Here is a 23657-nt window from a genome sequence, read left to right as displayed (position 1 = left end):
TGCTCCGTCCTCACCGGACGGAGCTACACGGGTGCATTCAATCGTGTCGTGACGGTTTGCGCCGTTTTCATCAACTGCGCTGCCGGATTGCGCCCAATCAGTACAAATTGATACCCCCCATGACGCCACCAGACCAGATTCATCCCGTGGCGTTTTTCCTCCATCAGGCCGCTGGATGGCATCTGCATGTCGCGTGATATGCACAGCGCCATCGGGCCATAATTGTGGTGATTCCATGCAATCTGCGAGATCAACGCATCGTCATAACGCAACATGCGCACGCTTTTTAACTCCGCTTCCGGCAGCGTTAATTGCGCCAACGTCAGATTGATGTCCAGCTCACGGGCTGTCCGTGCCAGGGAGTGCTGCAACATCTGCGGTGAATTATCCACATCCGCCAGCGTTTCCGGGCTATACAGCGACATATACTGCGCCTCCAGCTCACGAATGGCGGCGCTTTCATCCGGTTTTGCCAGCGGGTGTACCAGATACCCTACCGCCGTCCCCGCCAGCAAAAAACCTAACGATGCGGCGATAAAGGTACGGCGACTCACCTGTGCCGTGGACTGTGCCGGGAGGGGGGGTGTCTGTGCCAGCAACTGGGCTAACTGTTGCTGCATGCGGGGTTCCGGTGCCTGATCGAGCATCAGACCAAACGCCTCAGCAAAAGGTTGATTACTTTTCATCAGTTCTGCGGTGCGGGCAGAGAGTTCCGGATTGCGCTTCAGCTCTTTTTCGAATGCCTGCGCATCATCCGTGCGCATTTCACCGTCGAGCCAGGCAACGATGGCTTCATCAGAATAGGGAAAACTAAATCGGATCGCTGTCACAACCGTTGCTCCTGTGCCGACGGCCCGCCATGCACCGCGTTCGCCAGCATGGCACGCGCAGCAGCCAGACGGCTCATGATCGTGCCCACCGGCACAGCCAGCGTTTCCGCCGCTTCCTGATAAGTAAATCCTTCGACATACACCAGAAACACCGCATTGCGTTGCGCTTCCGGCAGTTGACCGACGCGCTGCATCACCTTCACATACTGCATACGTTCCTCATTCTGTTGCTGCTGATCCGGCGCGATTAACTCTTCACTGGCAACAAACCCTTGCCCCATCCGCACTCGTTGCGCGCGCAATTCGTTGATCCATACCGAGTGCAACACGCTAAACAGCCAGCGGTCGATGCGTGTTCCCGGAGAGAATTGGGCGCTGCGCTCCAGCGCCCGCACGCAGGTAGATTGCACCAGCTCTTCGGCCACATCGCGGTTACGCGACAACACCATCGCGTAACGCCACAAACGTACCAGATGCGCAGCCAGATGCTGGCGGACTTCAGTACTGGTGATTTTCCCATCCTCCGCTGAACAGCATCATCACGACTCCGGATGCCCATCAATAGCGGCTTGCAGGTCGCGATACTCTTCACAATTCACGCCACATAACGTTTTGATAACCGCCAGTTGCTCTTTCGCCAGATCCGGCCTGCCTTTGGTCATCCAGGCTTCCCCCAAATACTCACGTACCTTGGCGTAATGCGGGTCGAGCGCGATCGAACGTTGATAATAGCGCATCCCCTCATCGGTGCGGCCCAGTTTGCGCGTGGCATAACCACGATAATTCCACGCCTCTTTGGTGTCTGGATTTTTCAGGGTATCCAACAAGTTAAGCGCCGCCTGATACTCACCTTTCTTCGCCAGATGGTAAGCGTAGTTGGTGCGGTCTTGATCGCTCAACGAACTGGTTTTATCCGGCACACAGGTTTTGGATTTACTGTCCCAAACCTGGCCTTTTGGACAATCCGGCGTTTTGCTTTCACTGCTATCATCCCCGGCAGCAAAGGCTGCGGGCAGATGCAATACCGCCAGCAAAGCAGGCAGGACCAGCCAGCGAACAGCGTTGATCGTTTTCATCATTCATCCTCAGTGGTGGCGCGCAACGGCAGCATACGGCGCAGCACGTTGTCACGCAGAACATAGTGATGGAACAAGGCAGCCAGCGCGTGTGCACCCGCCAGGAGAATCAAGGCCCAGGCAACATTGTTATGCCAACCCGCCAGCGTGTGACGCAATGCGGTATCAACCGTGATAAAGGGCGGAATCGTAAACAGACCAAAAAACTGAAACGGTTCCTGTTGTGACCAACGAAACAGAAAACCCAGCGCCACCTGCGTAAACAGCAACACATACAACGCGCCATGTACGGCATGCGCCATCAGGCGCAATCCCAGGCTCTCTCCTGACGGCGGCATGGCAAGATCAGCCTTGCGCTGGCTGTAGATACGCCACACGGGGCGAATGACCATCACCAGAGCCAGTAAAATACCCAATGAAATATGCCAGGCCTGTAAGCCTTTACGCAGCGGGGTGCCACGTTCGAGCTGTTCCCAGATATGTGCCGAGGCAAAGAGAAAAATAACGCTAAATGCGGTGATCCAGTGCAGCAACAAGCTAATAACATCATAGCGCTGACGCTGAACGGTGATCGCTGGAGACGACATGTGATTTTCCCGATTAATGACCTTGATACCGAGTAAACACCTCAGCATCGATTTCTATTCGGAAAAAATGTGCTTTTTTTATTGTCCGGCCAAACAGCCAGCAAAATCAGGTTGTTGGCTACAGGCAATGTGGTGATTAATCCGCGTCATCATGTAGTCAAAAAACGGATTGGAGTTGGCACGCATCAGCGTATCCAGCCCAACAGTCAGGGTGTTGGTTTCACCGCGTAATGCGATCGCACCAAGACTGATGCCTGACTGATTTTTTTCCGTGGGTTGCAGCCCATACAAAGAATCCGTCAGGGGGAATGGCACCGCCACATGAGAAAGGGAATACATCCCTGGCGGCCAGGCGATATGCAAGGGTTGTACCGTTGCGGTCAGTTGGTCGGCAGGGGTGGTGCGCGCCTCGGTTTCAGCGGTGCCGGGCGTCACGTTGGTGATGACGGTTGTTGCCCAGGGACGTGGTGCGGCGGGTAACAGATTACTGACGGCGTTGTTGAGATCCGGTCGTAACAATGCACGCAATTCTGATGCCTGATTAATATCGAAGATCACCAGTTGATTACCGCGACTTTGCAGATAGCGATACAGCGACGCCACTACCGCGCGAGTACTGACGGTGGAATCCATCACCGACTGGAACGTCAGTATCGGTGCCAGGTGAGCCAGTCCCTGTTGACGTGATTGCTGCAAAATCTGTTGCTGTAACGCCTGGGTCAACAGCCATGACTGGCGTGCCGCTTTGACCGGAAACGAATTGTATTTATACGGGTTAAACTCCGGCATGACATTGAGCCAGGCCGCTTTGGCAAATGCCGGTAGGATTGCGGGTAGTCCTGCGAGGCCGGCAAAGCGGGCAAACGTTGTCACGCCAATCATCGGCGACAACAGCACGATCTGTTGTGGCTGCCGTAACTCAGGCTGAGTGAGCGCATCCAGCGCATACTTCATCACCAATGCGCCCCCGTTGGAATACCCCACCAGATGCAGCGGTACGTCCGTGCCAGCCAGCCGGGTTGCCTCGCGCACCGCCAGTCGGGTCACCGCCAGCCACTGCTCCCAGTTCACGGTGGTTAACGCGCCAGGGGCGGTACCATGTCCCGGCAGGCGCGGCACCACCGCCACAAATCCTTGCTGGCGATAATCTTCTGCCAGATAGCGCATGCTGTAGGGCGCATCCGTCAGACCATGCAACAGCACCACCGCACCGCGCGGTGTACCCTGCGGCAGCAAAATAAACGATCGATTCCAGTCAGGCTGAAAACGTGCCGGATACACCAAGCTCTGCGCGTAATAACGATTGAGCGGGGTTTTTTCATCGTCGCTCAGGGTGTCGGAGATGTCGCGCTTCATCTGCGCAAAAATCAGGGTTTCGCGTGCCTGATAATCGGCAAAGGTGGCGTGATCGATCTCTTGTTCGCTCATCTCATCGGCTGACCAGGTATGCCAGCGATGCAATGGCGCGCCGCGTTCTGACTGATAGATCCGGGCAACGAAGAAAATAATGGCGATGAGCACGAGGCCCGCCAGCAAAAATTTCAACAGCGCGATCAGGGTCGGCCCAGGCCGATTCAACCACTGTCTTACGCGTGCCATCGCCATAGCATTTTCCGTTAGTTAAAAACCAATGCGGAGCCACGCAAACAGCACGTTGCCGTTATTGTAGGTACCTGGGATATACGTAAATTGCACGGTAGCGCGTTTATAACCCACAGAGAAAAGCGGCAACACAATCGGCAGCGGCACATAATTCGCAAAGTCATCGCGCGCGGTAATCCCGGCCGTCAGGCCCAGTCCGAGGCGGAAGTCACGCGCATTATCGAGATACCACCCCTTTTCCCAGCCGTAACCGACTATCGGCTGCCATTTATTATGTGAGTCTTTGAACATCATGGCGTAGAGCGCGCTCCAGTTGCCCTCTTCATTATAACGGGAGACGCCAAATCCACCGCCCCAGGGGGTTTCATTGTACTTATCGGTTTTTTCTTTGTCGTAAGCAAAACGGGCATGCCAGGCAATGAATGGCAAGTAGAGATCGTAATTTTGTGGTTGTTCCCAGGTCTGGGAAATATCATTGGTTAACCAGTTCCAGCCGTCACTGATTGTTCCTTCAGCCTTAGCCGGTGACACACAGAAAAGCAGTACCATAGACAAAGCTGCCAAAAAACTTCGCATGGTTTATCCTTAAGAAACATTCAAATAGAGCTTAAAGTCTGGGAAGTTTCTGACGGATTTGCAAATCAAGACGCAGAGATTATTGTTTCTGGTCAGGTTGTGTTAATTTTTTTCCATTAATTCGCGCACCGTTGAGATAAATTGCGGCCAGTGACGGAAACGAATGGCGGGCATATTGGCATGGCGATGCGATTTGAGCGACTGAACAAATGCCGCCGCCTGGACCGCGATTTCATGATTGTGATGCATATTCTGGTCCTCTCACGGATGATGTCTGTCGCAAGCGGCCGCACCACGGCGGCCGTTGGCGACCACGATCATTTTGTCAATTCAGCGGACAGGTAAGCACCGTTATCCACGCGAGCGCCGGTAATTTTATAAGATGCACCTGCTTGTTTTGCCTGAGCGGCGATTTTGGCTTCCGCGCCATCCAGCGTAGAGGCAGAGGCGGTGATACTTTGCGCGAAGCTGCCAAAAGAAACCAGTGACAGAGCCGCAACTACTACGAAAGTTTTGATAGATTTCATGGTCATTTCCTCAGCGAGATTTTTTAAGTTGTGGAGCGTTGTGCCCCGATGTGAGAAAGAATAGACCTGTCACCCGATGAGTAACAGCCGGGTGTTTTGCTGAAATAAATCAAAAAAATTGAACGTGCGGGCGTGTCAGAGAAAACCGCCCTTCAGTCTAATGCTGGTCAGTTAAGCAATCGGTGATGACGCAGTCTGGTGCGTGGTGTCATAAAGGGCACAATCGTGAAGGCCATCGCCCCTCTGCTGCTGCAAAGGGCTATCCGCAGCGCTGAGGCTTTGACGTTGGGCCAGGAGACTCACGCAGGGATGCGTGAGTCAGTTCGGGGTGGACAGGGATGGACTTCCCCGAACGGTCCGTCGGCACGGCGTTGAAGCCGAAGGCACCGCGTCAGCGGCGCGAGGACTGCCCGGCAGCAGCAGAGGGGCGATGGCACACAGCAGATTACCCTTCAGTCAGGGTTTCGCACCGCGCAGGAACAAATCGACGCTGTTGATAACCATGCTTTTTATCTGCGCCTCAGTGTAACGTGGCAATTCTCGTTGCAGAAAAATTCCATCAATTTCAGCTTTGACCAGGGAGGTAAACTGTTGCGCTCGTAGCATCGGCTCCGCTTCGGTCAGTTCCCCGCGCTGCATTGCGTCGGCCATGACCTGCGCGAGTTTCAGCATACTTTCGTCAATACCGGCATCGAGAAACAACCGGCCAATATCTGAATGCCCTGCTTCACCGACCACGACACGGTAAATCTGCATCGCCTGGTTGTCACCGCCCAGAACTTTGAGCATGCCTTCACCAAACTGAATCAACGTCTGCTCAAGGCTTAACGCCGCACTGGCGGTGTCGCTTAACTGTGCCGCCGCTTCGTTAAGAAAACGTGTACTGTAAGTACGGACGACGGTTTCGAATAACGCTTCTTTCGAGACAAAGTAATTATAAAGCGTGGCTTTCGACCCTCCCACCCGCTTCGCGACTTCGTTCATGGAAGTACGTTCATAGCCCATTTCCTGAAATAAACGGGAAGCGGCGTCGATGATGGCCTGACGGCGTTCTTCAGTCAGCGTTCTCATTTTTTCCTCAGATGGATCTGTTTACCAAACCGTTCAGTTTAAGAAAGTGCAGTATGCCACATCTTCCCTGTTCAATACAGGCAGCCCCCTTTACCCTGCGGTTTGCAAACCTGGCTTCCCTGCCCGGTTTGCAACTAACAGATTCACTGACTGATGGCACGTTTTCTCCGCCACCACCACAGCACCAGCAGGATCGCTACCACGGCCACGCCCATCCCCACGCGTGCCAGCAGCATCAGCGGCGATGCCGCGCCACCGGCACGCAGGGTTTTCACCCGATCGGCGGTGATCTGCACCTGGCTGTGCCCCATGTCCTGCATCACGTAATTGGTGATGTCGGCAATCTGGGCATCGCTGAGCGAAGCGGCGAAGCCAATCATGCCCTGACCTTTTTCCGGCCAAACCCCCTGCAACACCGCCATCGCCACGTTATCTGCCGTTGGCTTATTCAGTACCGGATGGTTTTGCAGTGCCGGTAAGCCATGTAACCCCTGTCCTTGCAGGTTATGGCAGGCGGCGCAGTTGTTACGATACAACACTGCGCCACTGCTGAGGCTGGCCTGGGGCGTATCATCACCTTGTACCGGCGTCAGACCCGGCTGCACGACCGCCGCCGCGGTGCCTGTCTCTGCCGGTAGCAGATAGGTCGCGATCGCCTGGCGATCTTCCGGCGTCATCCGCGAGAAACTTTTATCGATCGCTTCCAGCATCGGTCCACCTGCCGTCGCACCATTGCTGGCATGTCCGGTCGCGAGGTAGTCAGCTAACATGGCGCGTGTCCAGTGCGACTTACCCTGTAGGGTCGCCGCAGTGATATCTGGCGCAAACCAGGTGCCGAGCGATGCGCCCTGAAGGTTGTGCGCCGACTGCTCCGCCATCAGGAAGTTACGTGGTGTATGGCAGGTACTGCAATGGGTTAACCCCTGCACCAGATATGCACCACGGTTCCACTCGTCTGATTGTGCGGCGTCTGGCTGGAAGCGTTGTTTATCGAGGAACAGCCAGTTCCACGCGGCCATGCTGAAGCGCAGGTTGAACGGAAACGGCAGCGCGGTTTTCTGCGGCTGCTCATCCACCGGTTGCACGCCGTGCATAAAGTAAGCGTACAGCGCCGCCACATCGTCATCGCTCAGCTTAGCATAAGCGGTATACGGCATCGCCGGATAGAGCTGACTGCCGTCACCACGCACCCCTTCACGCAGCGCGGCGGCAAACTGCGCTTCGCTGTAGTGACCAATTCCGGCGGTTTTCGACGGGGTAATGTTGGTACTGAAAATGGTACCCAGCGGGCTGGCGATGGCATGCCCACCGCTAAACGGCGCTTTGCCTTCCTCGCTATGGCAAGCACCACAGTCACCGGCAATCGCCAGATACTCACCGCGTTTGATCTGCGCGTTTTGATCGGCCGCCTGGGCCTGACCCGCGACCACCGCCAGCACGCCCGCGGCCAGCCATGTTTGCCATTGCTTAGCCATGTTGCGTCTCCTGCAAAATTTTATCAGCGGTGCGCAGTGCCAGCGCCATTGCGGTCAGGGTCACGTTACAGGTGCCGACCGTCGGCATCACGCCGGTGCCAACCATAAAGAGATTTTGGTGGTCGTGGGCGCGTCCCCACGCATCGGTGACGCTGGTCGCCGGATCGAGGCCCATCGACAGCGTGCCCGTGATATGTTGACGGTTTGAAAATTTGCCGCTTTTGCTGTGCTGGATATGGGTGCCGCCCAGTTTTGCCGCGATAGCGTCGTAGCATGCGCGGGTTTTTTCGGTGCCCTTCAGCTCATAGTCGCTGACGTTCCAGTACAGCGCTGGCGTCGGCAGGCCCAGTGCGTCTTTATTGCTGCTGAGCGTGACGCGGTTATTGGGATCGGGCAACTGTTCCATCGCGTTTTTGATACTCAAACGACGCGCCGCACGGAAGCGAATTTCCTCCTGCAATTTCTTACCGAAGAAGCCTTCTGCCAGTACCTCTTTGGTCACTGCGGCGACCTGTGAGGCGTTGGAGATATCGATACGGAACGGTGCATGTTCGCGGCGGAAATCGCCGTCACGAAATTGACCAATCGAGCATGGGCTGACCGGCCCACGGCCAGGCCAGATCTCTTCATCCACATCAAAGGTAACACCAATCGCCGGGTGGTCGCACAGGTTACGCCCAACGTTATCGCGCGCGTTGGCGATCCCTTGGGGGAATTTGTCGCTGACGGACATCAGCAGCAGCTTCGGCGTTTCAATGGCGTTGGCCGCCAGCACGAAGGTCTCTGCCGTCACGCGATGACTGACTTTGTTCCAGTCGTAGTAGTTGGCGGCAACAATCTTGCCCTGCGCATCGTGTTCAAGCTGGTACACCACCGCTTCGGTGATCACCTGTACGCCGCTGTCCTGCGCCTGTTGCGCCGCCAGACCACCGTGGTACTGCGCATCAATCGGACACAGCGGCATGCAGTTGTTATTGCCGCAACAGGCCGGACGGCCATCGTAGCTGTGGCTGTTACGTCCGGTGCTATCATCCAGCACGGTAAAATCCGGTGCCAGGCGGGCGGTGACGCGCTGTTGCAACCAGGACGCCGGTACCCGCTCCATCGGATAAGGTTTACTGCGTGGAGAGCCGTTATCAGGCGAACCGCCTACTCCGGCGATCACTTCCGCCTCGTAGTAGTAAGGTTCCAGCTCATCGTAACCAAACGGCCAGTCTTTACCCACGCCATACTGGGTCTGCTGACGGAAATCGTTGGGAACAAAGCGCCACAGCTGGGCCGCCCAGTGCCAACTGGTGCCACCGAACATGCGAATATACTGCGCCGCAAACGGGTGCGGCCCCAGTTGGTGCAGGTAATCATTGGGTTCCGGCGTGTAACGCGGCTGCGGTGCCAGCTCGGAAAACGGATATGGCGACATAAAGTCAGATTTGAACGCCGAGGCACGAAAACGCTCAACCAACTCGTCACGCCCTACTTTCGGGCCTGATTCCAGTAACAGCACAGATTTGCCGGCTTTTGCCAGTCGGGTTGCCAGCAGTGATCCATTGACGCCCGCGCCAATCACCACCACATCGGCAGAATTTTTATTATTCATTAACGACATTGCTCTTTAAAAATCAGGGCTGTTGCGCCCAGCTGCCACATTCGCCATACGAAAAACTCGGTGGCACCAGTTTGTCATTCACCAGTTGATTGGCGAGCGTGTTGACATAAGTGACGTACAGCGCATGTATGCCTTTGCCGACCACACCGTTGTACCAGCCGCCAAGAATCGCTTTTGCCAGCTTCTCGCTGGCGGCGTCACTGGCAGCAAAGGTCAAGTGGTCCTGTTGCAGCAAACCTGGCTGACTTTGCAGCAACGTTTTAAGTTGCGTCAGCCCGGCAGTGAAATCCTTTTGGGTCTGATTCAGGGCGATCAGCAGCGCATGGGCCACGGCGCTATTCAGGTTCTCCTGCTGGGTCAGCCATTGGGAAACCTGGATAAAATCCGCCTGCGTCGCCGCATTAGCCAGGGTTTGCGCCGCATTGAGGCGCGGCAGCGGCAACAGATGCCCCGCAGCGCTGGTGATGACCACCAATCCGGCCATCTTCAGCACGCGACGGCGTGAGTAGTGCTTCATATTATTTTCCAGTGGTAAGGGTTGAACGTTTACGCCGCCAGAGCAGCCAAAGGACTATGGCGATCGCTGCCAGCACACCTACAGCCACACCCAGTTGCGCCAGCAGTACCAGAGGTGACGCAGGGCCGCCACGCCGGATCTCCGCTACCTGCTCAGGTGACACTGTCACATCTTTGTTGCCGTAACGATGCAAAATCCAGTTCGACAGGGTGGCAACCTGCTGATCATTAAGATGGTTGAGCGCGTTAGGCTGCGCACCGAAGGGTGGCATAAACACATTGCCCTGCGCGCTATCGCGCTCGACACCAAACAGAATAGTCGCAATAAGATTAGATGAATTATGTTCTGCCGTGGCGCTGTTATGGAACAGGCTGGGATAGAAGCCATCTTTGGTGCCCTGCCCGCTGCTGCCGTGGCAGGAGGCGCAGTTACCCGAGAACAGCCGGGCACCTTCATCACTGACTGGCGTGGCAAACGCGTCACCACGGAAGGCCGCGAGGTTGTTGCCAGGCGTTCCCTGCGTGAAGCGTGTAGCGCCAGACGCAAAGGCGGTATGATCCGGCACACTCTGCATATACTCGGCGATCGCCGTCAGATCGGCATCTGACAGATGCTGGAAACTGTGGGTGATGGCTTCCGCCATGCTGCCCGCCGCCTGTGCCTTGCCAGCCAGACGGCCAGTGCGCAGGTAAGTCACTAACTCTTGCTGTGACCACTGGCCAATACCGCTGACCGGATTGGCGGTAATGTTCGGCGCGTACCATGACCCCACCTGCGCACCGGTAAAGGCCGCCGCGGTTTTCTCCTGCATCAGGAAACCACGCGGGGTATGGCAGGTGCTACAGTGTGCCGCCCCTTCCACCAGATAACGGCCCCGGTTCCAACTGGCGGTTTGCGAGGCGTCTGGCTGATAGCCTGGTGCATTCAGGAACAACGCGTTCCAGAACATCATGGAGAAACGCAGGTTCAGCGGGAACGGCAGATGCGTCTGCGCCGTAGGACGATCGACCGCCTGTACGCCTGACATAAAATAAGCATACAAGGCATGAATATCCTCGTCGGTCAGCGTGGCGTAAGCGGTATAGGGCATTGCCGGATAAAGATGCGCACCGTCGGCACGAATCCCCTTACGCAGCGCATCAGCAAACTGTTGCTCACTGTAGTTGCCGATCCCGTCCGTTTTCGACGGTGTGATATTGGTGGCAATGATCTCACCGACCGGCGAAGCAATGGCTTTACCTCCGGCAAATGGCTGCGCCGCTGATGCGCTATGGCAGGCGGTACAGTCGGAGGCCACCGCCAGATATTCCCCCTTCTTCACCAGCGCATCATCACTGGCGGCATGTACCGCACCCGCGACGCAAGCCAGCATCAGTGCCAGTGCGGCAGGTTTTAACTTCCGCATCATCACGCCTCCTGTGCCTGTTTGACGATGGCATCAGCGGCTTTGAACGCCAGTGCCACCATGGTCAGGGTGCTGTTACCGCATGCGGTACTCGCCATCGCACCCCCACCTGGCAGGAACAGGTTGCGGTGATCGTGCGCCCGGCAGACGTTATCCACCACCGAATTGGCAGGGTCATTCCCCATGATGGTGCCGCCCATGATGTGCTTGCTCTGGTTAAACTGTTTGGAATACTTCTTGTCGATCGCGCCCATCGCCTCGGCAATGCGGTCGGCAATCGGTTTTGAGTAGTCGTTATACGAACGACGGACGTAGTCGCCGACGTCATAATGGATGGCCGGTTTCGGCAGGCCAAGCCAGTCCTTTTTGTCGGAGAGCGTCAGACGGTTGTTGGCATCCGGCAGGATCTCATGCGCCAGCACGATATCGGCGGTGCAGGCGGTCATGCGGCGGATCTCTTCATCCAACGCTTTGCCGACCAGCCCTTTCTGCAATGCACCAAAGGTGACAAACCGGTTGCGGGCAAAGTTATTAAAGCGGAAATAGGCCCCGGCATGCTCGGAACGGAAATCCCCTTGTGACGTTTCCATAATGCCGCTGTTCACCACCGGCCCAACACCTGCCCAGTAAGGTTCTTCCAGCGTGACCGTCATGGTGATCTGCGGGTGGTCCATCATATTGCGCCCCACCTGATCAGAACTGTTGGCGATGCCGTTCGGGTTGCGCGCATCCGCCGACATCAGCAACAGTTTGGGCGTCTCCAGACCGTTACAGGCGATGATAAACAGCTTGCCGCTGACGCGATGACTTTGCTTGTGCTGGTCATAGTAATGCACCGCTTCGATATGGTTGCTGGCATTGGTTTCAATGCGCCACACCACGGCGTTATCGAGGATGGTTGCGCCTTTAGCTTCCAGGCGTGATAACGCCGTCGCACCATCATATTTGGCCCCGACCGGACACACCGGGACGCAGTTGTTATTGGCACAGCAGGCGGGACGATCATCGTATGACGTGCCGCTGTTACGCGCCTGCGCCGTTGGGATGTTATGCAGCCCCAGCTTCTCGCGTACCACCTCGGTAAAACGCGCCTCACCAGGACCAAATGGCAGCGCAGGCATCGGATAGGGTTTTGAACGCTGCGACGGCCATTGCAGCGCCGGATCATCCGGACCACAGATGCCGAGCTTATACTCGGCGCGGACGTAGTACGGTTCCAGCGTGTCATAGTCAAAGGCCCAATCGCGGCCCACGCCATAACGGGTATGCAGCTGCATATCCGCAGGGGTCAGACGCCAGCAGGTGCCCGCCCAGTGCCAGGTTGAACCACCGGCATAACGCACGTAGCTTTGCGCGTAAGAATCATTGCCGCTCAGTTGCAGATAACCTTTGCCTGCGCCAGCCGGTTCCGGGTGCGGTGCCCACTCGCGCGAGGGATAGCACTCAATCGGATTGCCTTTCGCCGCCAACGGCAAGTTACGGAAGTTTTCCACGATTTCCGCACGTGAGACGCGCGGGCCAGCTTCCAGCATAAGCACCGGAATACCAGCGTCCAGCAGTTGTTCTGCGATCACCACACCGACCACGCCGGTGCCGACGATCACCACAGGTGACTGATTTGGGGCTGCCATAATTGTCTTCTTATCAGATTCAGAATTGCGGTACGGGAAGGACCGGAGTATTAGCGCGTTGCCAGTTGTTGGGACCACTGATGCCGTAAGACGGAATAGTGATCACATCCAGCGTGGTGTGCCAGGTGAGTGCCTGTTCATAGGCGAAGGTCTTGGCGGATCGCGTCGGGGCGAGGCTGCCGGTGTACCAGCCAAAGATGATTTTGTGCGCCAGGTCTTGCAACTTGCCTTGCGGGATCGCCGGGAAGAAATCTTCCACCTTGAAGGCATTGTGTGCACGGGCAATGGCCAGCAGTTGGTTGATGTTATCCAGCAAGCCCTGTTCTTCACTGTCCAACAGCGCCAGCATGCGCTGACCGACGGCATCATCCAGTTGATGGTTCACCAGCAGGCGGGAGATCTGCATAAAAGGGGCAAAACCGGGTGACGGTTGCGCTAAGGCAAACGACGGTAACGCCGAGGTGACCAGCCCACTGGCAATGATCACCGCGCCAGAAAGCAGCACTTTCCGGCGTGAGAGTTGGATCTTTCCGACGGAAAGATCGTCTGACTGCAACATATTGTTTCCCTGACTTTTCACATTACTCAACACCACTGCATTTGCGGTGGCGAAAGACATCATTGTTAGCTGTTATTGATTTGCTTCGAATATTAACAATCACACAACGCAACATTAATTAAATAACTCATAATTGCGCTGGTTATTAATATATTAAATGAAAGTTAAACAAAAGCCATACGAGATGAATTTTTTAAGTCAGTGATGAGTGGAGTTGCTCAGAAATTGTGCATCGCGGCGCGAGCTGGCACGCCGCGACGTTTTAATGCAGGGTATTAACGGCTTAACGTTGCGTTCAGTGCATCGATCGAGGTTTGCAATCCAGCCTCAACACTCATCGTCAGATCTTCCATCTCCAGCGAAACATCACCGTTATATCCGGTCATCCGCAGTACCGAGAAAAACTCCTTCCACCACTTCAGATCCATACCACAGCCTACTGCGACATAGTTCCAGGTACGGGTTTTGGTGTTGGTCACCGGCTGGTATTCCATTAATCCGTCCACATCGGCCAGACCACGTTCAATACGCGCATCTTTGCCGTGTACGTGGAAAACCGCCCCTTCCAGCTTACGTGCTGCGGCGATCGGATCGGCACCCATCGCAATCAGATGTGACGGATCAAGATTAATACCAATCATTTCATCTACTGCGTGACGCAAACGCAGCAAGGTCGACGGGTTGTAAACCAACTGGCAAGGAAACTCTTCAATGGCGATCTTTTCAATCCCATGCTGTTTTGCATGCTGTACAAATTTCTTCCACCACGGAATCGCCACTTCATTCCACTGATAATCAATGACGCCGGGCATGTAGTCGGGCCAGGAAATGGTTGACGTAATCCAGTTCGGTACGCGATCTTCCGGGCCGCCACCAGGCAGACCACTCATCATCACGATTTTCTTCACACCCAATTTACCCGCCAGCTCTACCGCGCGGTAACTGCTCAGGCTGTGCTTTTCGCCGAGTTCCCCCGGAGCCAAGGGATTACCCGAACAGTTGAGCGCCACAATACGCATCTCACGGCGGCTCAGCTCCGCCTGAAACTGTTGCAGTTTCTCGGGTGACGACAACAGCGCCTCAGTATCAACATGCGGACAGGGCGACCAGCCGCCCGCCGTCATTTCGACACCGCTGATGCCATAACTTTTGACTTTATCCAGCATGGCCGGAAAGGGTAAATCACCCAGTACATCGGTACATAACGCCAGTTTCATCGCGATTCCTTAATCATTAGGCTTTTTCAAACTGTTCAATAAATCCGGCTTTAGTGTTGGCATTGGCTAACAAGGTGGTTTTCACCTCATCACCCAATAAATCCGCTATCGCAGCCAGTACCTGAATATGTTCATCCTGCTGCGCCGCCACCGCGACGACGATAAAAACCACTTTGCCCGCTCCCCAGCTCACCCCCTGGGGAAACTGGAATACCTGAAACCCGGTGTTAATCACGAGGTGGGTATCGGCTTTGGCGCAATGCGGAAAGGCAATCCCTGCGCCGATATAGGTTGAAACGCTCTCCTCCCGAGCCTGCATGGCGTGGAAGAAACCTGTTTTGACATACCCACCCTGTTCTAACGCCGCAGCCGCCAGTTGCATCGCTTCGTTTTTATTCGCCGCCTGGCAGTGCAGGAAAAGATCGTTTTCATTCAGTTTCAACATCGGGTGTTCCTCACGGAAAGTGGCTTAGTGATACAGCGCCGGTTGTTGTGGAATAGCCACCGCATGTTTTTCGCCGTCCTGCAACGACGCCAGCCCGGCATCGCAGACCAGCGCGACGATATAGCCGTCCCAGGATGAGGGGCCACTCATCGCCAGTCCCTCACGCACGCGATCGACAAAATGCTGCACCTCACGGTCATATGCGGTGGCAAAACGCTCCATGCAGGACTGGCTGATATGATGCGCGCTGCCTGCCGCCGAACGCGTGCTGATCAGCGCCTGTTCGTTCAGTGCCGCAATCGCATTCTCACCAATCACTTCACAGCGGATGTCGTAGCCGTAATCACAGTTCACGAAGAGTTCATCATCGATGCGCACCCCGGAGGCGGTTTCAAAAATCACGATCAGCGGGTCCTGCAAATGCGGCAGCGCACGACGGGTTTTCTTGCGCGGTTTATCGACCCGCACAGCCACGATATTCTCGTTCAGCAGATAACGGATGATGTCGATTTCGTGAGTCGCCGAATCATTGATCGCCATTTCCAGCGTGTAACTTTCGGGTACCGCAGGATTACGGTGGGCGCAGTGCATGAGCAGGATCTCGCCCAGTTCACCGCGATCAATCGATTGCTTAAGCGCCTGATAACCGGGGTCGAAACGGCGCATAAAGCCAAGTTGCAGCAGGCGTTTACCCGCTTTCACTTCAGCATCAATGATTTCTTTGGCTTCGTCGGCGGTCGGTGTCAGCGGTTTTTCACAAAATACTGGTTTCCCGGCCTGAAATGCCGTCAATATTTGTGTTTTATGTACCGGACCAATCGAGCAAATAAACACGGCATCGACCAGCGGAGAATGGATCATCGCTTCCGCATCGTAAAATGGCGTCGCACCGTATTCAGCGGCAATATTATCTGCGACTGATTTATTAATATCACACACCGCTGTCACCTGCGCGCCAGTAATAACGTCTTTAAAACGCTTCAGGTGGTCACGGCCAATCATACCCAGGCCAATCAAGCCGATTTTAACTGTCATTGTTACATCCTCAGTAGCGGTATATTAAAAACGGAATTTATTTTCGATTTGTTCTAACGTCATGCCGCGCGTCTCCGGCAGATATTTAACCAGCAGGATTAACATCATGACGTTGGTCGCAGCGAAGAAACCAAAGGTCATACCGCCGCCATAATGGTTCAGCAGGAACGGGAAAATGGATTGAATAATAAAATCAAAAATCCATAGTCCGAATACGGCAAAACCCATCCCGATACCGCGCATTTTCAATGGATAAATTTCAGCCAGCATGAGCCAGAATACCGGGGCGATCCAACCTTGCATAAAGACCAGGAATACCAGCATCAATCCGAGAATTACATAACTGGCCCCGGCGAAATTAGCTTGTAAAATGTCGTTCCCATTAACGATTTCATTATGGAAAAATAATTTAAATGCCAGGCCAATCGCTACCAGGCTCAGCGTCACGCCAGCCTGGCCGGTGAAAAACATTTTGCGACGCGAGTGTTTACCGATTAACGCCATACCCAGCAGTGTTGCGAGAATGGAGATGACGCCGTTGGCAACCGCGCCCGTAACGGCCGCCGCATCGCCCAATCCTGTGGCTTTCAATACGGTCGGGGCGTAATACATGATGGTATTGACGCCGGTCACGCGGGTGGCAAGCACAATCATCAGGCCAATTAATACCAGTTGCACGACCCAACTTTTCTTCAGTTCAGCCAGCAGGTGGAACTTCACTGCATCTGCTTTAATGATTTGCTGGATCTCTTTGACTTCCCGGTCAACCTCTTCTGGCAAACGTAACGCTTTGAGCACTTTGATGGCTTTATCCGTTTCACCACGGCGCATAAAGAAACGCGGGGATTCCGGCATCAGCAACATACCAAACCATAATAACGCCCCGGGCAATGCCGGAATCGCCAGCATAATTCGCCAGTTGTGCGCCATTTCCGGATACAGGTTTACAATCGCCGCATTGACGCTATAAGCCAGAAATTGTCCGGTGACGATCATCAGTTCATTTACCGTCACCAACCTTTCGCGTTGATCGGCACGCGCCAGTTCAGAAATATAAATCGGCACCGTCACCGAGGCACATCCCACTGCCAGCCCAAGAATGAAACGTGCCACAATCATAGAAGGCACACTCCATGCCAGGGCCGTACCTAATGCACCAAACATAAATATCGCGGCGACCCACAACAAATTTTTCCGCCGCCCTTGCTTGTCCGATAAATAACCACCAAACAGCGAGCCAAGTGCTGCGCCAAATAATAAAAACGAGGTAATAAATCCTTCCTGAGTTGGCGTCAGATTGAGATCGTATTTCATAAAGATCAATGCGCCGGAAATAACCCCGGTATCGTAGCCAAAACATAATCCTCCTATCGTTGAGACGATAGTGATTAACCTCATACGCTGAGGATTTTGCAGGTGAGTTTTGTTGTACATAACTTTTCCATCTGGTTGTAAGGTAACAACGACGTAAGCTGTTATTTTCAGATCGGTTATGACTAATTTTTAGCCAGAATAATTGGCATTTTTATATTTACTGCCGCATTGGTTTAATGCTTCAGTTCCCTTATCGTTGCGACAACGTTAATCAAAGTAAAATCGAAAAACTATATGCCTATGCCAGCACCGTTTCACTGCGTGCGGACGATCATAAATTCTGATTAAAAAGCACAAAAAGATGTGATATTAATCACGAATAATTTCTATATTATTGACATAGCAAGAATAGAGACTTTCAAAAAAAACTATTATTGGCAAACGGCGATGAGTGGAAGTCGATATTTCCTTTAATTGGCAGGGAAATATGAATGTTATTTGTATCGCCTTCATGCAATGAAGTATTACCACTTTGATGGCAAATGCCGTGACTGGATGATTTTCCCGATTATCTTGATAACCGGAATGACTGCCCTGCGGTTAAAATGTGATGGGGATCAAATTTAAATTTTCCCGCCGTCTGGCAATAACAATAATCTGCACCCGGAAACAGCCAGTTTTAGCGATGTTGTTAAAAATCAGTCAGTTAAATATGACTAAAAAGCAAAATTGATGATTACCCGGCGTCAATGGCATGTAAGAATAGCGACACAATAAAAGGAGACATCATGCTGACCTACTGCCTTAATGAACATCCTTCGGCTCGCGGATTCGAGAATGGTCACCGTCCGCGCCTCACCTTTATCTGCAAAGCGGAAGGCATTGAGGCAGCGATCCCACGCGTGATGCATAAGCACGATGATCGCTTCGAACTGATGTTTATCCGCGCGGGTAGCGGCATCTACAACATTGATGGCCGCGGCTATCAAGTGCAGCGTGGTGATTTACTGCTGTTCAACGCCAACGTGCTGCACGATGAAAATCCAGCCCCGTCGGACGATCTGCTTATTTTTAGTTGCGGAGTCGAACAGCTGAAAGTCGAAGGCTTGCCGCAAAATGTCCTGACGACGCGCCATCAAGTGGCGGTGATGCCGAGTGGTGAATTTTATGACGAAATTTGCCAGCTTTTTGACCAGATGTGGTCGCACGTCAGTAGCAAACGGTTATTCAGTTCCGAAGTAGGCGATAATCTCATCAGTATTCTGTTGTTGTTGTGTCGCAATATCTGGATTGAAAACAAGCAGGATCAGCAGAATAACCATACATTGCTTGGCCAGCGCATCAAGGATTATATCGACGACCACTACAAAGATGAGATTGCATTAAAATCCATTACCGCAGCCCTGAATATGAACCAGTTTTATCTGGCGCACGTTTTCAAGGCCTATTCCGGCTACTCACCGAAACAATACCAAACCCGGCGACGTATTGGCGAAGCACAATCGTTACTGCTCAGCACCAATCTGGGCGTCACGGAAGTGGCTAACGCCGTCGGCTACGATAACGTTAATAATTTCCATCGCATATTTCTAAATCTGATCGGCATTCCACCTGCGCGTTATAAAAAATTCTGGCTGACCGGGCAAATTAAAAGCTAATGGGTTAGCCCCTCCGACCGTTCGTCCTGTTCAGGCTTAATACCATAAGCCTGCAGATATCCCTTTGCTCTCAATAAGGACTCAATATGTCTTTGGTGACCTTGTGTTCCCGTTTGCGGTTATATGGAGGCAATCATGCATTCATCCTCACGTTGTAATGCACGTTATGTCTATTCCCTGTGTTGTATTGCTACCCTCGGTGGCGTGATGTTTGGTTATTCTACCGGCGTTATTTCGGGGACTGTCGACTCTATTCAGGCTTATTTTCACCTTGATCCCTCACAAACCGGTTGGGTGGTCTCCAGCATCTTTGTGGGTTGCATCCTCGGTTCGTTAGCCGCTGGCAGGCTGGCTGAGAAACTGGGACGCAAACCGGTTCTGCTACTGGCGACACTGGCCTTCGCGCTTTCCGCCGTCGGCTCTACCTTTGCCGACTCGTTTCTGTTGTTTTCCGCCGCTCGTATTGTAGCGGGTCTGGGCATTGGCCTCGCCGGAACCGTCGCCCCGATGTATATGAGCGAGATTTCGCCTGCCCGTATTCGCGGCAAAGCATCCGGCATTTTTAATCTGTCACTGGTTGGCTCTCAGACGCTGGTTTTTCTGATCAACTATCTTATCGGACGCGGCATGTCCGAAGTCTGGCTGATTGATGAGGGCTGGCGCTGGATGATGGGCGCGCAATTTGTTCCGGTCATTATGATGTTGATCTGTACCTTTATCCTGCCTGAATCACCGCAATGGTGTATTAACCACCAGCAGGGCGAGCGCGCGCTACGCGTACTCAAGAAAATTTACCCCGACCTTAATGAGCGTGAAACGCTGGACATTCTTCGCGTGCGTCAGAAGCCGCAGGATGCCAGCAAAGGCAACCATTCGCTCAGCGCTATCTGGCAGACACCGGTTCTGCGCTATGCCCTGATGGTCGGTTGTGCCATCGCCGTGTTACAGCAATTAACCGGTGCCAGTATTGTGATGTACTTCGCGCCCATGATTCTCAATACCGGTGATGTCAGTAAAGATACATTGTTATTCCAGACCATTTTTATCGGTCTGCTCAACGCCGTCGGTGCTTTTGTCGCCATGAATCTGTATGACCGCTTTGGCCGGTTGCCGGTGATGAAACTGGGCACCCTGGGTTCAATCTGCGCCCTGCTGCTGCTCTCCTGGAGCATGCTGCACCAGCAAAGCGGTTATCTCGCCATCACCTCAGCCTTATTGTTCATGGTGACTTTTGCCATCAGTTGGGGCGCAGGCTGTTGGGTATTGATTGCCGAAATTTTCCCGCCACGCATCAAAAGCTATGGGATGGGATTAGCCGTCAGCCTGATGTGGATTTTCAACTTCCTGGTGACACAGTTTTTCCCGGTACTGAACCAAATCCACGCTTTGCAACAGGCGTTTCATGGTGCCTTCTCATTCTGGGTGTTCGCCATCCTCAATCTGTTTTGCCTGGTGTTTCTGGTGCGTTTCGTGCCGGAAACGCGTGGCGTTGCCCTCGATGATATTGAACAACTGCTTGCCCGCCGTATGACAAAAAACGCCACTCCGTCTGCGGCCGCTTCTCCTTCTGCCAGTCTGCGAGGTAAATCATGATCAAGGCTCTACACGGTATCTCTACCCACTACTGTAACGTCGTCACCGAAACACGTATTGCCGCTGAAACCGGCTATGACGGGTTGGAGTTTTTGCACTATAAGTTGCTGCGCTATCTCGCTAACGGTGGCAGCACCGCCGCGCTGAAAAAACAGGTACAGGGATATGGTCTGCAAACCGCCTGTCTGAATGCGTTGATTGATATTGAACGCCACCGTGAGGGAGAGAAGCAGCAATTGCTGGCAGAAGCGACGCAGCTGACACAAATCGCCGCAGACCTGGCGTGCCCGACCATCCAGATCCTGGCGCAGCACGGCATCGACCATCTGCCACCGTCACAGATCATGGACATCATGACCGAGAACATTTCGGCCATCGCCAGCATTGGCGAGCAATACGGTGTGCGTTACCAGATCGAGGTGATTGCGCATACGCAATTTAACACCCTGAATCAGGCTCTGGAGGTCATCCGGCGCATTGGCAAACCCAATGTCGGTCTGGTGATCGATTTTTGGCACCTTTTTGCCACCGGGGCCACCACGCCCGATGATATCCGTGCGTTAGACCCGGACCTGATTTTTGGCGTGCACTTCTGTGATGGCCGCAAGCCACAACCCGGTGAAGCCTGGGAAGAGACGGTGTTGCGGGCTTATATGCCTGGTGAAGGTGATATCGACGTCCAGGCCTGGACCGACGCGGTGAAAGCCACCGGGTTTGATGGCGTCTGGTCTGCGGAGTTGTTCAGCCCGGCATGCTGGGAGAGGGACCATGCGGTGCTGGCGCAGCAGGTGATGGATAATATGCGTAGCTATACCGGTTGATGATGGCAGGATGGCGTCTGGTGGGGGACAAAAAAGTTGTCCACCAGACGACTGGCATGCTGGGCCATATCCACGCTCAGACAAAGATCAACATCGGCAGCAAAGCCTCGTTCAACCAACTCCAGCGCCGATGCGCACTGAAATAACGAGGCAAAATCCTGCTCCCGCGCAGATTGATACGCCGCCAGCGCCATTTCCGCTTCCGGTGAGCGCTGACGTTCGCCCAATGCGGCAATAATCCCCCCCGCCGCCACGTAATCCTCGATCGCCGGGCGCAGGCTACCATCTGGCCAACGTTCACCGCAGGGAATCACCAGTATGCGTTGGAAATGCCGACAGGCAACCGCCGTGGCTTGCCGGTTGCGCAGGCCCGCAGTGAATACCTGCGCCCCCTTCTCCCGCGCCTTAAACGCAACCGTTGAACCATTAGGTGATGGCAGCACCAACCGGGTTGCGGCGGGTATTTTTAACAACGATGCAGGGGATAAGGTAAACGCGTGATCAGAGAAACGACGGTCAATACTGGCGGCCTGAGCCCCCATTTCAGCGGCATAGCGTTGGGCCGAATCGTCCTTCCACGGCCACGGGGCAATCATTGCCCCCTGCTCATTCGCCAGACTGACACAGGTGGAAAACGACATCACATCCACCACAATCACACAGTCTACATCTTGCGCCAGATGTTCTGCGGCTGCGCTACCCCATTCGAGGCGAATATCAAACGCATGTTGAGAGAAGTATTGATGCGGCATTGCCAGATGACACCCTGAGTCGTGAGGTGAAGGATTGCGCGCATTATACGCAAACGGCGCGATAAATCGCGCCGTTACGTGCAGGTAAACTTACTTCAGCGCAATGCGGGCCACGCTGTCTTTACCCTGGGTTGAGTTATCTTTATTAAACGCCTGCTTCAGAGAAACATACAGGGTTTGACCATCGGCGGAGACCAGCAGGCTGTTCGGGTTGGTGTCGAATGACCAGCTGTTTTTCACCGCATAGCTGGTGGCATCCAACTGCAACACTTTCTTCGACTCACGTTGAGAAATGTAGATCTCGTTACGTTTGGCGTTGAACTTGATGCCCAGTGCGTCGCCCGGGAGACGTTTGATCACTTTGCCGGTATGTTCGTCGAAGACCAGGGTGGTTTTGCCCTTGGAATCATCGGTGACAAACAGACGACCGGTGGCCGGATCTTCCGCCATATTCAGGAACAGATATTCCTTGCCATCACCCGCTGTCCAGCGCTGCTCAATTTTGTGGGTGCGTGGGTTGATCACCACAATCTCACCGGCACCATTGGCGGCATAAACGCGTTCAGTCAGCGGGGAGTAGATAATCCCTGTTACCCACTTACCGGCGTTTTTAATGGTGGTTTTCAGTTTGAAGGTTTTGGTATCAACCACCGAGATAAAGCCCGGATCGGCTACGCGGCCAACGTACAGTTCGTTACCCAGCAGCAGCATTTCACGTGCGCCCGGTACATCGCCTTCTTTATCTTTCTTGCCGCCCAACATCAGGCGCTCCAACACTTTGCCACTCTGCGCATCCACTTTTGACACGCCGCCATCCAGGGAGTTGGTGGTGTAGAACACGCTGCCTTCACCCTCAATCGCCATGCCGAAGTTTTTCAGATCGGTATGGGTTTCGCCTTTGGTCGCCAGCGTGGTCGGATCGAGACGGTAGATCATCCCGCCATTGACATCTTTGAAGCCCTGAGCGCTGGCCACAAACAAGGCGTTCGCTGCGGGTGAGTACGCCAGTTCATACAGGCCATCGCCCAATACACGCTGGGTCAACTGGGTATCGACTGGCTTCACTGCGGCGGCAGCAACAGGCGCTTCCGCTTTTTTGGCCGGAGCCTGGCAGGCTGTCAGGCTACAGGCAGCGATAACTGCGGCGGCAATGGCGGCCTGACGCGGGCTGAACAACGATTTCATTCTGAACTCCATCAATGGATAAACGGATTCCCGCAGGCGATAGCCAGCACGGAAGGAACGTAGAAAGAATGAGAATCATACGCATTAACGACAACTAAGCAAATCCCCCCTAAACAATGGCTTAGCAGACCGACATCACCGTCAGCAGAAACGCGATTTTAAGCGATAAAAAGCC

General features: G+C 54.1%; 24 protein-coding genes. 3 read left to right on the top strand and 21 right to left on the bottom strand.

Annotated features, from left to right (window positions below):
• Positions 1-23: 23 nt before the first annotated feature.
• The 19 genes from PAT9B_RS22190 to PAT9B_RS22105 form a co-directional block, all read right to left on the bottom strand.
• Positions 24-830, bottom strand: a complete 807-nt coding sequence (locus PAT9B_RS22190) for an anti-sigma factor (protein WP_013511523.1) — start codon at positions 828-830, stop codon at positions 24-26.
• The gene (locus PAT9B_RS22185) at positions 827-1279 is read right to left on the bottom strand and encodes a sigma-70 family RNA polymerase sigma factor (RefSeq protein ID WP_013511522.1); all 453 of its coding nucleotides are present in this window, start codon (positions 1277-1279) and stop codon (positions 827-829) included. The genes PAT9B_RS22190 and PAT9B_RS22185 overlap by 4 nt, the downstream gene beginning before the upstream one ends.
• A gap of 90 nt (positions 1280-1369) precedes the next feature.
• Positions 1370-1906, bottom strand: a complete 537-nt coding sequence (locus PAT9B_RS22180; protein WP_013511521.1) for a tetratricopeptide repeat protein — start codon at positions 1904-1906, stop codon at positions 1370-1372.
• Positions 1906-2493, bottom strand: a complete 588-nt coding sequence (locus tag PAT9B_RS22175; RefSeq protein ID WP_013511520.1) for a cytochrome b — start codon at positions 2491-2493, stop codon at positions 1906-1908. The genes PAT9B_RS22180 and PAT9B_RS22175 overlap by 1 nt, the downstream gene beginning before the upstream one ends.
• 78 nt (positions 2494-2571) lie before the next feature.
• Positions 2572-4098: a carboxylesterase gene (locus PAT9B_RS22170; protein WP_013511519.1), complete on the bottom strand. Its 1527-nt coding sequence runs from the start codon at positions 4096-4098 to the stop codon at positions 2572-2574.
• A 15-nt stretch (positions 4099-4113) separates the two neighbouring features.
• Positions 4114-4644 (bottom strand): lipid IV(A) palmitoyltransferase PagP, encoded by a 531-nt coding sequence (pagP, locus tag PAT9B_RS22165; protein ID WP_049792217.1) that lies wholly within the window; start codon positions 4642-4644, stop codon positions 4114-4116.
• Positions 4645-4773: 129 nt separating this feature from the next.
• Positions 4774-4920 (bottom strand): hypothetical protein, encoded by a 147-nt coding sequence (locus PAT9B_RS30995; RefSeq protein ID WP_013511517.1) that lies wholly within the window; start codon positions 4918-4920, stop codon positions 4774-4776.
• Positions 4921-4988: 68 nt separating this feature from the next.
• A complete protein-coding gene (locus tag PAT9B_RS22160; protein WP_013511516.1) occupies positions 4989-5198 on the bottom strand; it encodes a YdgH/BhsA/McbA-like domain containing protein in 210 nt (69 codons plus the stop codon).
• A 456-nt stretch (positions 5199-5654) separates the two neighbouring features.
• The gene (locus PAT9B_RS22155; RefSeq protein ID WP_013511515.1) at positions 5655-6269 is read right to left on the bottom strand and encodes a TetR/AcrR family transcriptional regulator; all 615 of its coding nucleotides are present in this window, start codon (positions 6267-6269) and stop codon (positions 5655-5657) included.
• A gap of 143 nt (positions 6270-6412) precedes the next feature.
• Complete coding sequence (locus tag PAT9B_RS22150) at positions 6413-7744, bottom strand: cytochrome c (protein ID WP_013511514.1); 1332 nt, start codon at positions 7742-7744, stop codon at positions 6413-6415.
• Positions 7737-9341, bottom strand: a complete 1605-nt coding sequence (locus tag PAT9B_RS22145; protein ID WP_013511513.1) for a GMC family oxidoreductase — start codon at positions 9339-9341, stop codon at positions 7737-7739. The genes PAT9B_RS22150 and PAT9B_RS22145 overlap by 8 nt, the downstream gene beginning before the upstream one ends.
• Positions 9342-9363: 22 nt before the next feature.
• Positions 9364-9867: a sugar dehydrogenase complex small subunit gene (locus tag PAT9B_RS22140; protein WP_013511512.1), complete on the bottom strand. Its 504-nt coding sequence runs from the start codon at positions 9865-9867 to the stop codon at positions 9364-9366.
• A 1-nt stretch (position 9868) separates the two neighbouring features.
• Complete coding sequence (locus PAT9B_RS22135; protein ID WP_013511511.1) at positions 9869-11275, bottom strand: cytochrome c; 1407 nt, start codon at positions 11273-11275, stop codon at positions 9869-9871.
• Positions 11275-12903: a GMC family oxidoreductase gene (locus PAT9B_RS22130; protein ID WP_013511510.1), complete on the bottom strand. Its 1629-nt coding sequence runs from the start codon at positions 12901-12903 to the stop codon at positions 11275-11277. The genes PAT9B_RS22135 and PAT9B_RS22130 overlap by 1 nt, the downstream gene beginning before the upstream one ends.
• 19 nt (positions 12904-12922) lie before the next feature.
• Positions 12923-13462 carry a sugar dehydrogenase complex small subunit gene (locus PAT9B_RS22125; protein ID WP_041526049.1) on the bottom strand — a complete coding sequence of 180 codons (540 nt, stop codon included), beginning with the start codon at positions 13460-13462 and terminating at the stop codon, positions 12923-12925.
• A 275-nt stretch (positions 13463-13737) separates the two neighbouring features.
• Entirely contained in the window at positions 13738-14679 is a 942-nt protein-coding gene (locus PAT9B_RS22120; protein WP_013511508.1) for a sugar phosphate isomerase/epimerase, read from the bottom strand.
• A gap of 16 nt (positions 14680-14695) precedes the next feature.
• Positions 14696-15124, bottom strand: a complete 429-nt coding sequence (locus PAT9B_RS22115) for a PTS sugar transporter subunit IIA (protein WP_013511507.1) — start codon at positions 15122-15124, stop codon at positions 14696-14698.
• 24 nt (positions 15125-15148) lie between these two features.
• Positions 15149-16159, bottom strand: a complete 1011-nt coding sequence (locus PAT9B_RS22110) for a Gfo/Idh/MocA family protein (protein ID WP_013511506.1) — start codon at positions 16157-16159, stop codon at positions 15149-15151.
• 24 nt (positions 16160-16183) lie between these two features.
• Positions 16184-17593 carry a sugar porter family MFS transporter gene (locus PAT9B_RS22105; RefSeq protein WP_013511505.1) on the bottom strand — a complete coding sequence of 470 codons (1410 nt, stop codon included), beginning with the start codon at positions 17591-17593 and terminating at the stop codon, positions 16184-16186.
• A gap of 668 nt (positions 17594-18261) precedes the next feature.
• Between PAT9B_RS22105 and PAT9B_RS22100 the strand changes: the two genes are divergently transcribed.
• From PAT9B_RS22100 to PAT9B_RS22090, 3 genes are all read left to right on the top strand, one after another.
• Positions 18262-19131, top strand: a complete 870-nt coding sequence (locus PAT9B_RS22100; protein ID WP_013511504.1) for an AraC family transcriptional regulator — start codon at positions 18262-18264, stop codon at positions 19129-19131.
• Between the two features lie 135 nt (positions 19132-19266).
• Positions 19267-20724 (top strand): sugar porter family MFS transporter, encoded by a 1458-nt coding sequence (locus PAT9B_RS22095; protein WP_013511503.1) that lies wholly within the window; start codon positions 19267-19269, stop codon positions 20722-20724.
• Positions 20721-21545 carry a sugar phosphate isomerase/epimerase gene (locus PAT9B_RS22090; protein ID WP_013511502.1) on the top strand — a complete coding sequence of 275 codons (825 nt, stop codon included), beginning with the start codon at positions 20721-20723 and terminating at the stop codon, positions 21543-21545. The genes PAT9B_RS22095 and PAT9B_RS22090 overlap by 4 nt, the downstream gene beginning before the upstream one ends.
• Here the strand turns inward: PAT9B_RS22090 and PAT9B_RS22085 are convergent.
• Together PAT9B_RS22085 and PAT9B_RS22080 are read right to left on the bottom strand one after the other, a co-directional pair.
• Positions 21533-22297 (bottom strand): 2-phosphosulfolactate phosphatase, encoded by a 765-nt coding sequence (locus PAT9B_RS22085; RefSeq protein WP_013511501.1) that lies wholly within the window; start codon positions 22295-22297, stop codon positions 21533-21535. The genes PAT9B_RS22090 and PAT9B_RS22085 overlap by 13 nt on opposite strands.
• A 90-nt stretch (positions 22298-22387) precedes the next feature.
• Positions 22388-23482 (bottom strand): YncE family protein, encoded by a 1095-nt coding sequence (locus PAT9B_RS22080; protein WP_013511500.1) that lies wholly within the window; start codon positions 23480-23482, stop codon positions 22388-22390.
• Positions 23483-23657: the final 175 nt, after the last annotated feature.

It is taken from the genome of Pantoea sp. At-9b, from assembly GCF_000175935.2.
In the GTDB taxonomy this organism is placed as follows: domain Bacteria; phylum Pseudomonadota; class Gammaproteobacteria; order Enterobacterales; family Enterobacteriaceae; genus Pantoea.
Note: the sequence above shows the minus strand (reverse complement) of the source record. Positions and strands in the feature narration are given on the sequence as shown.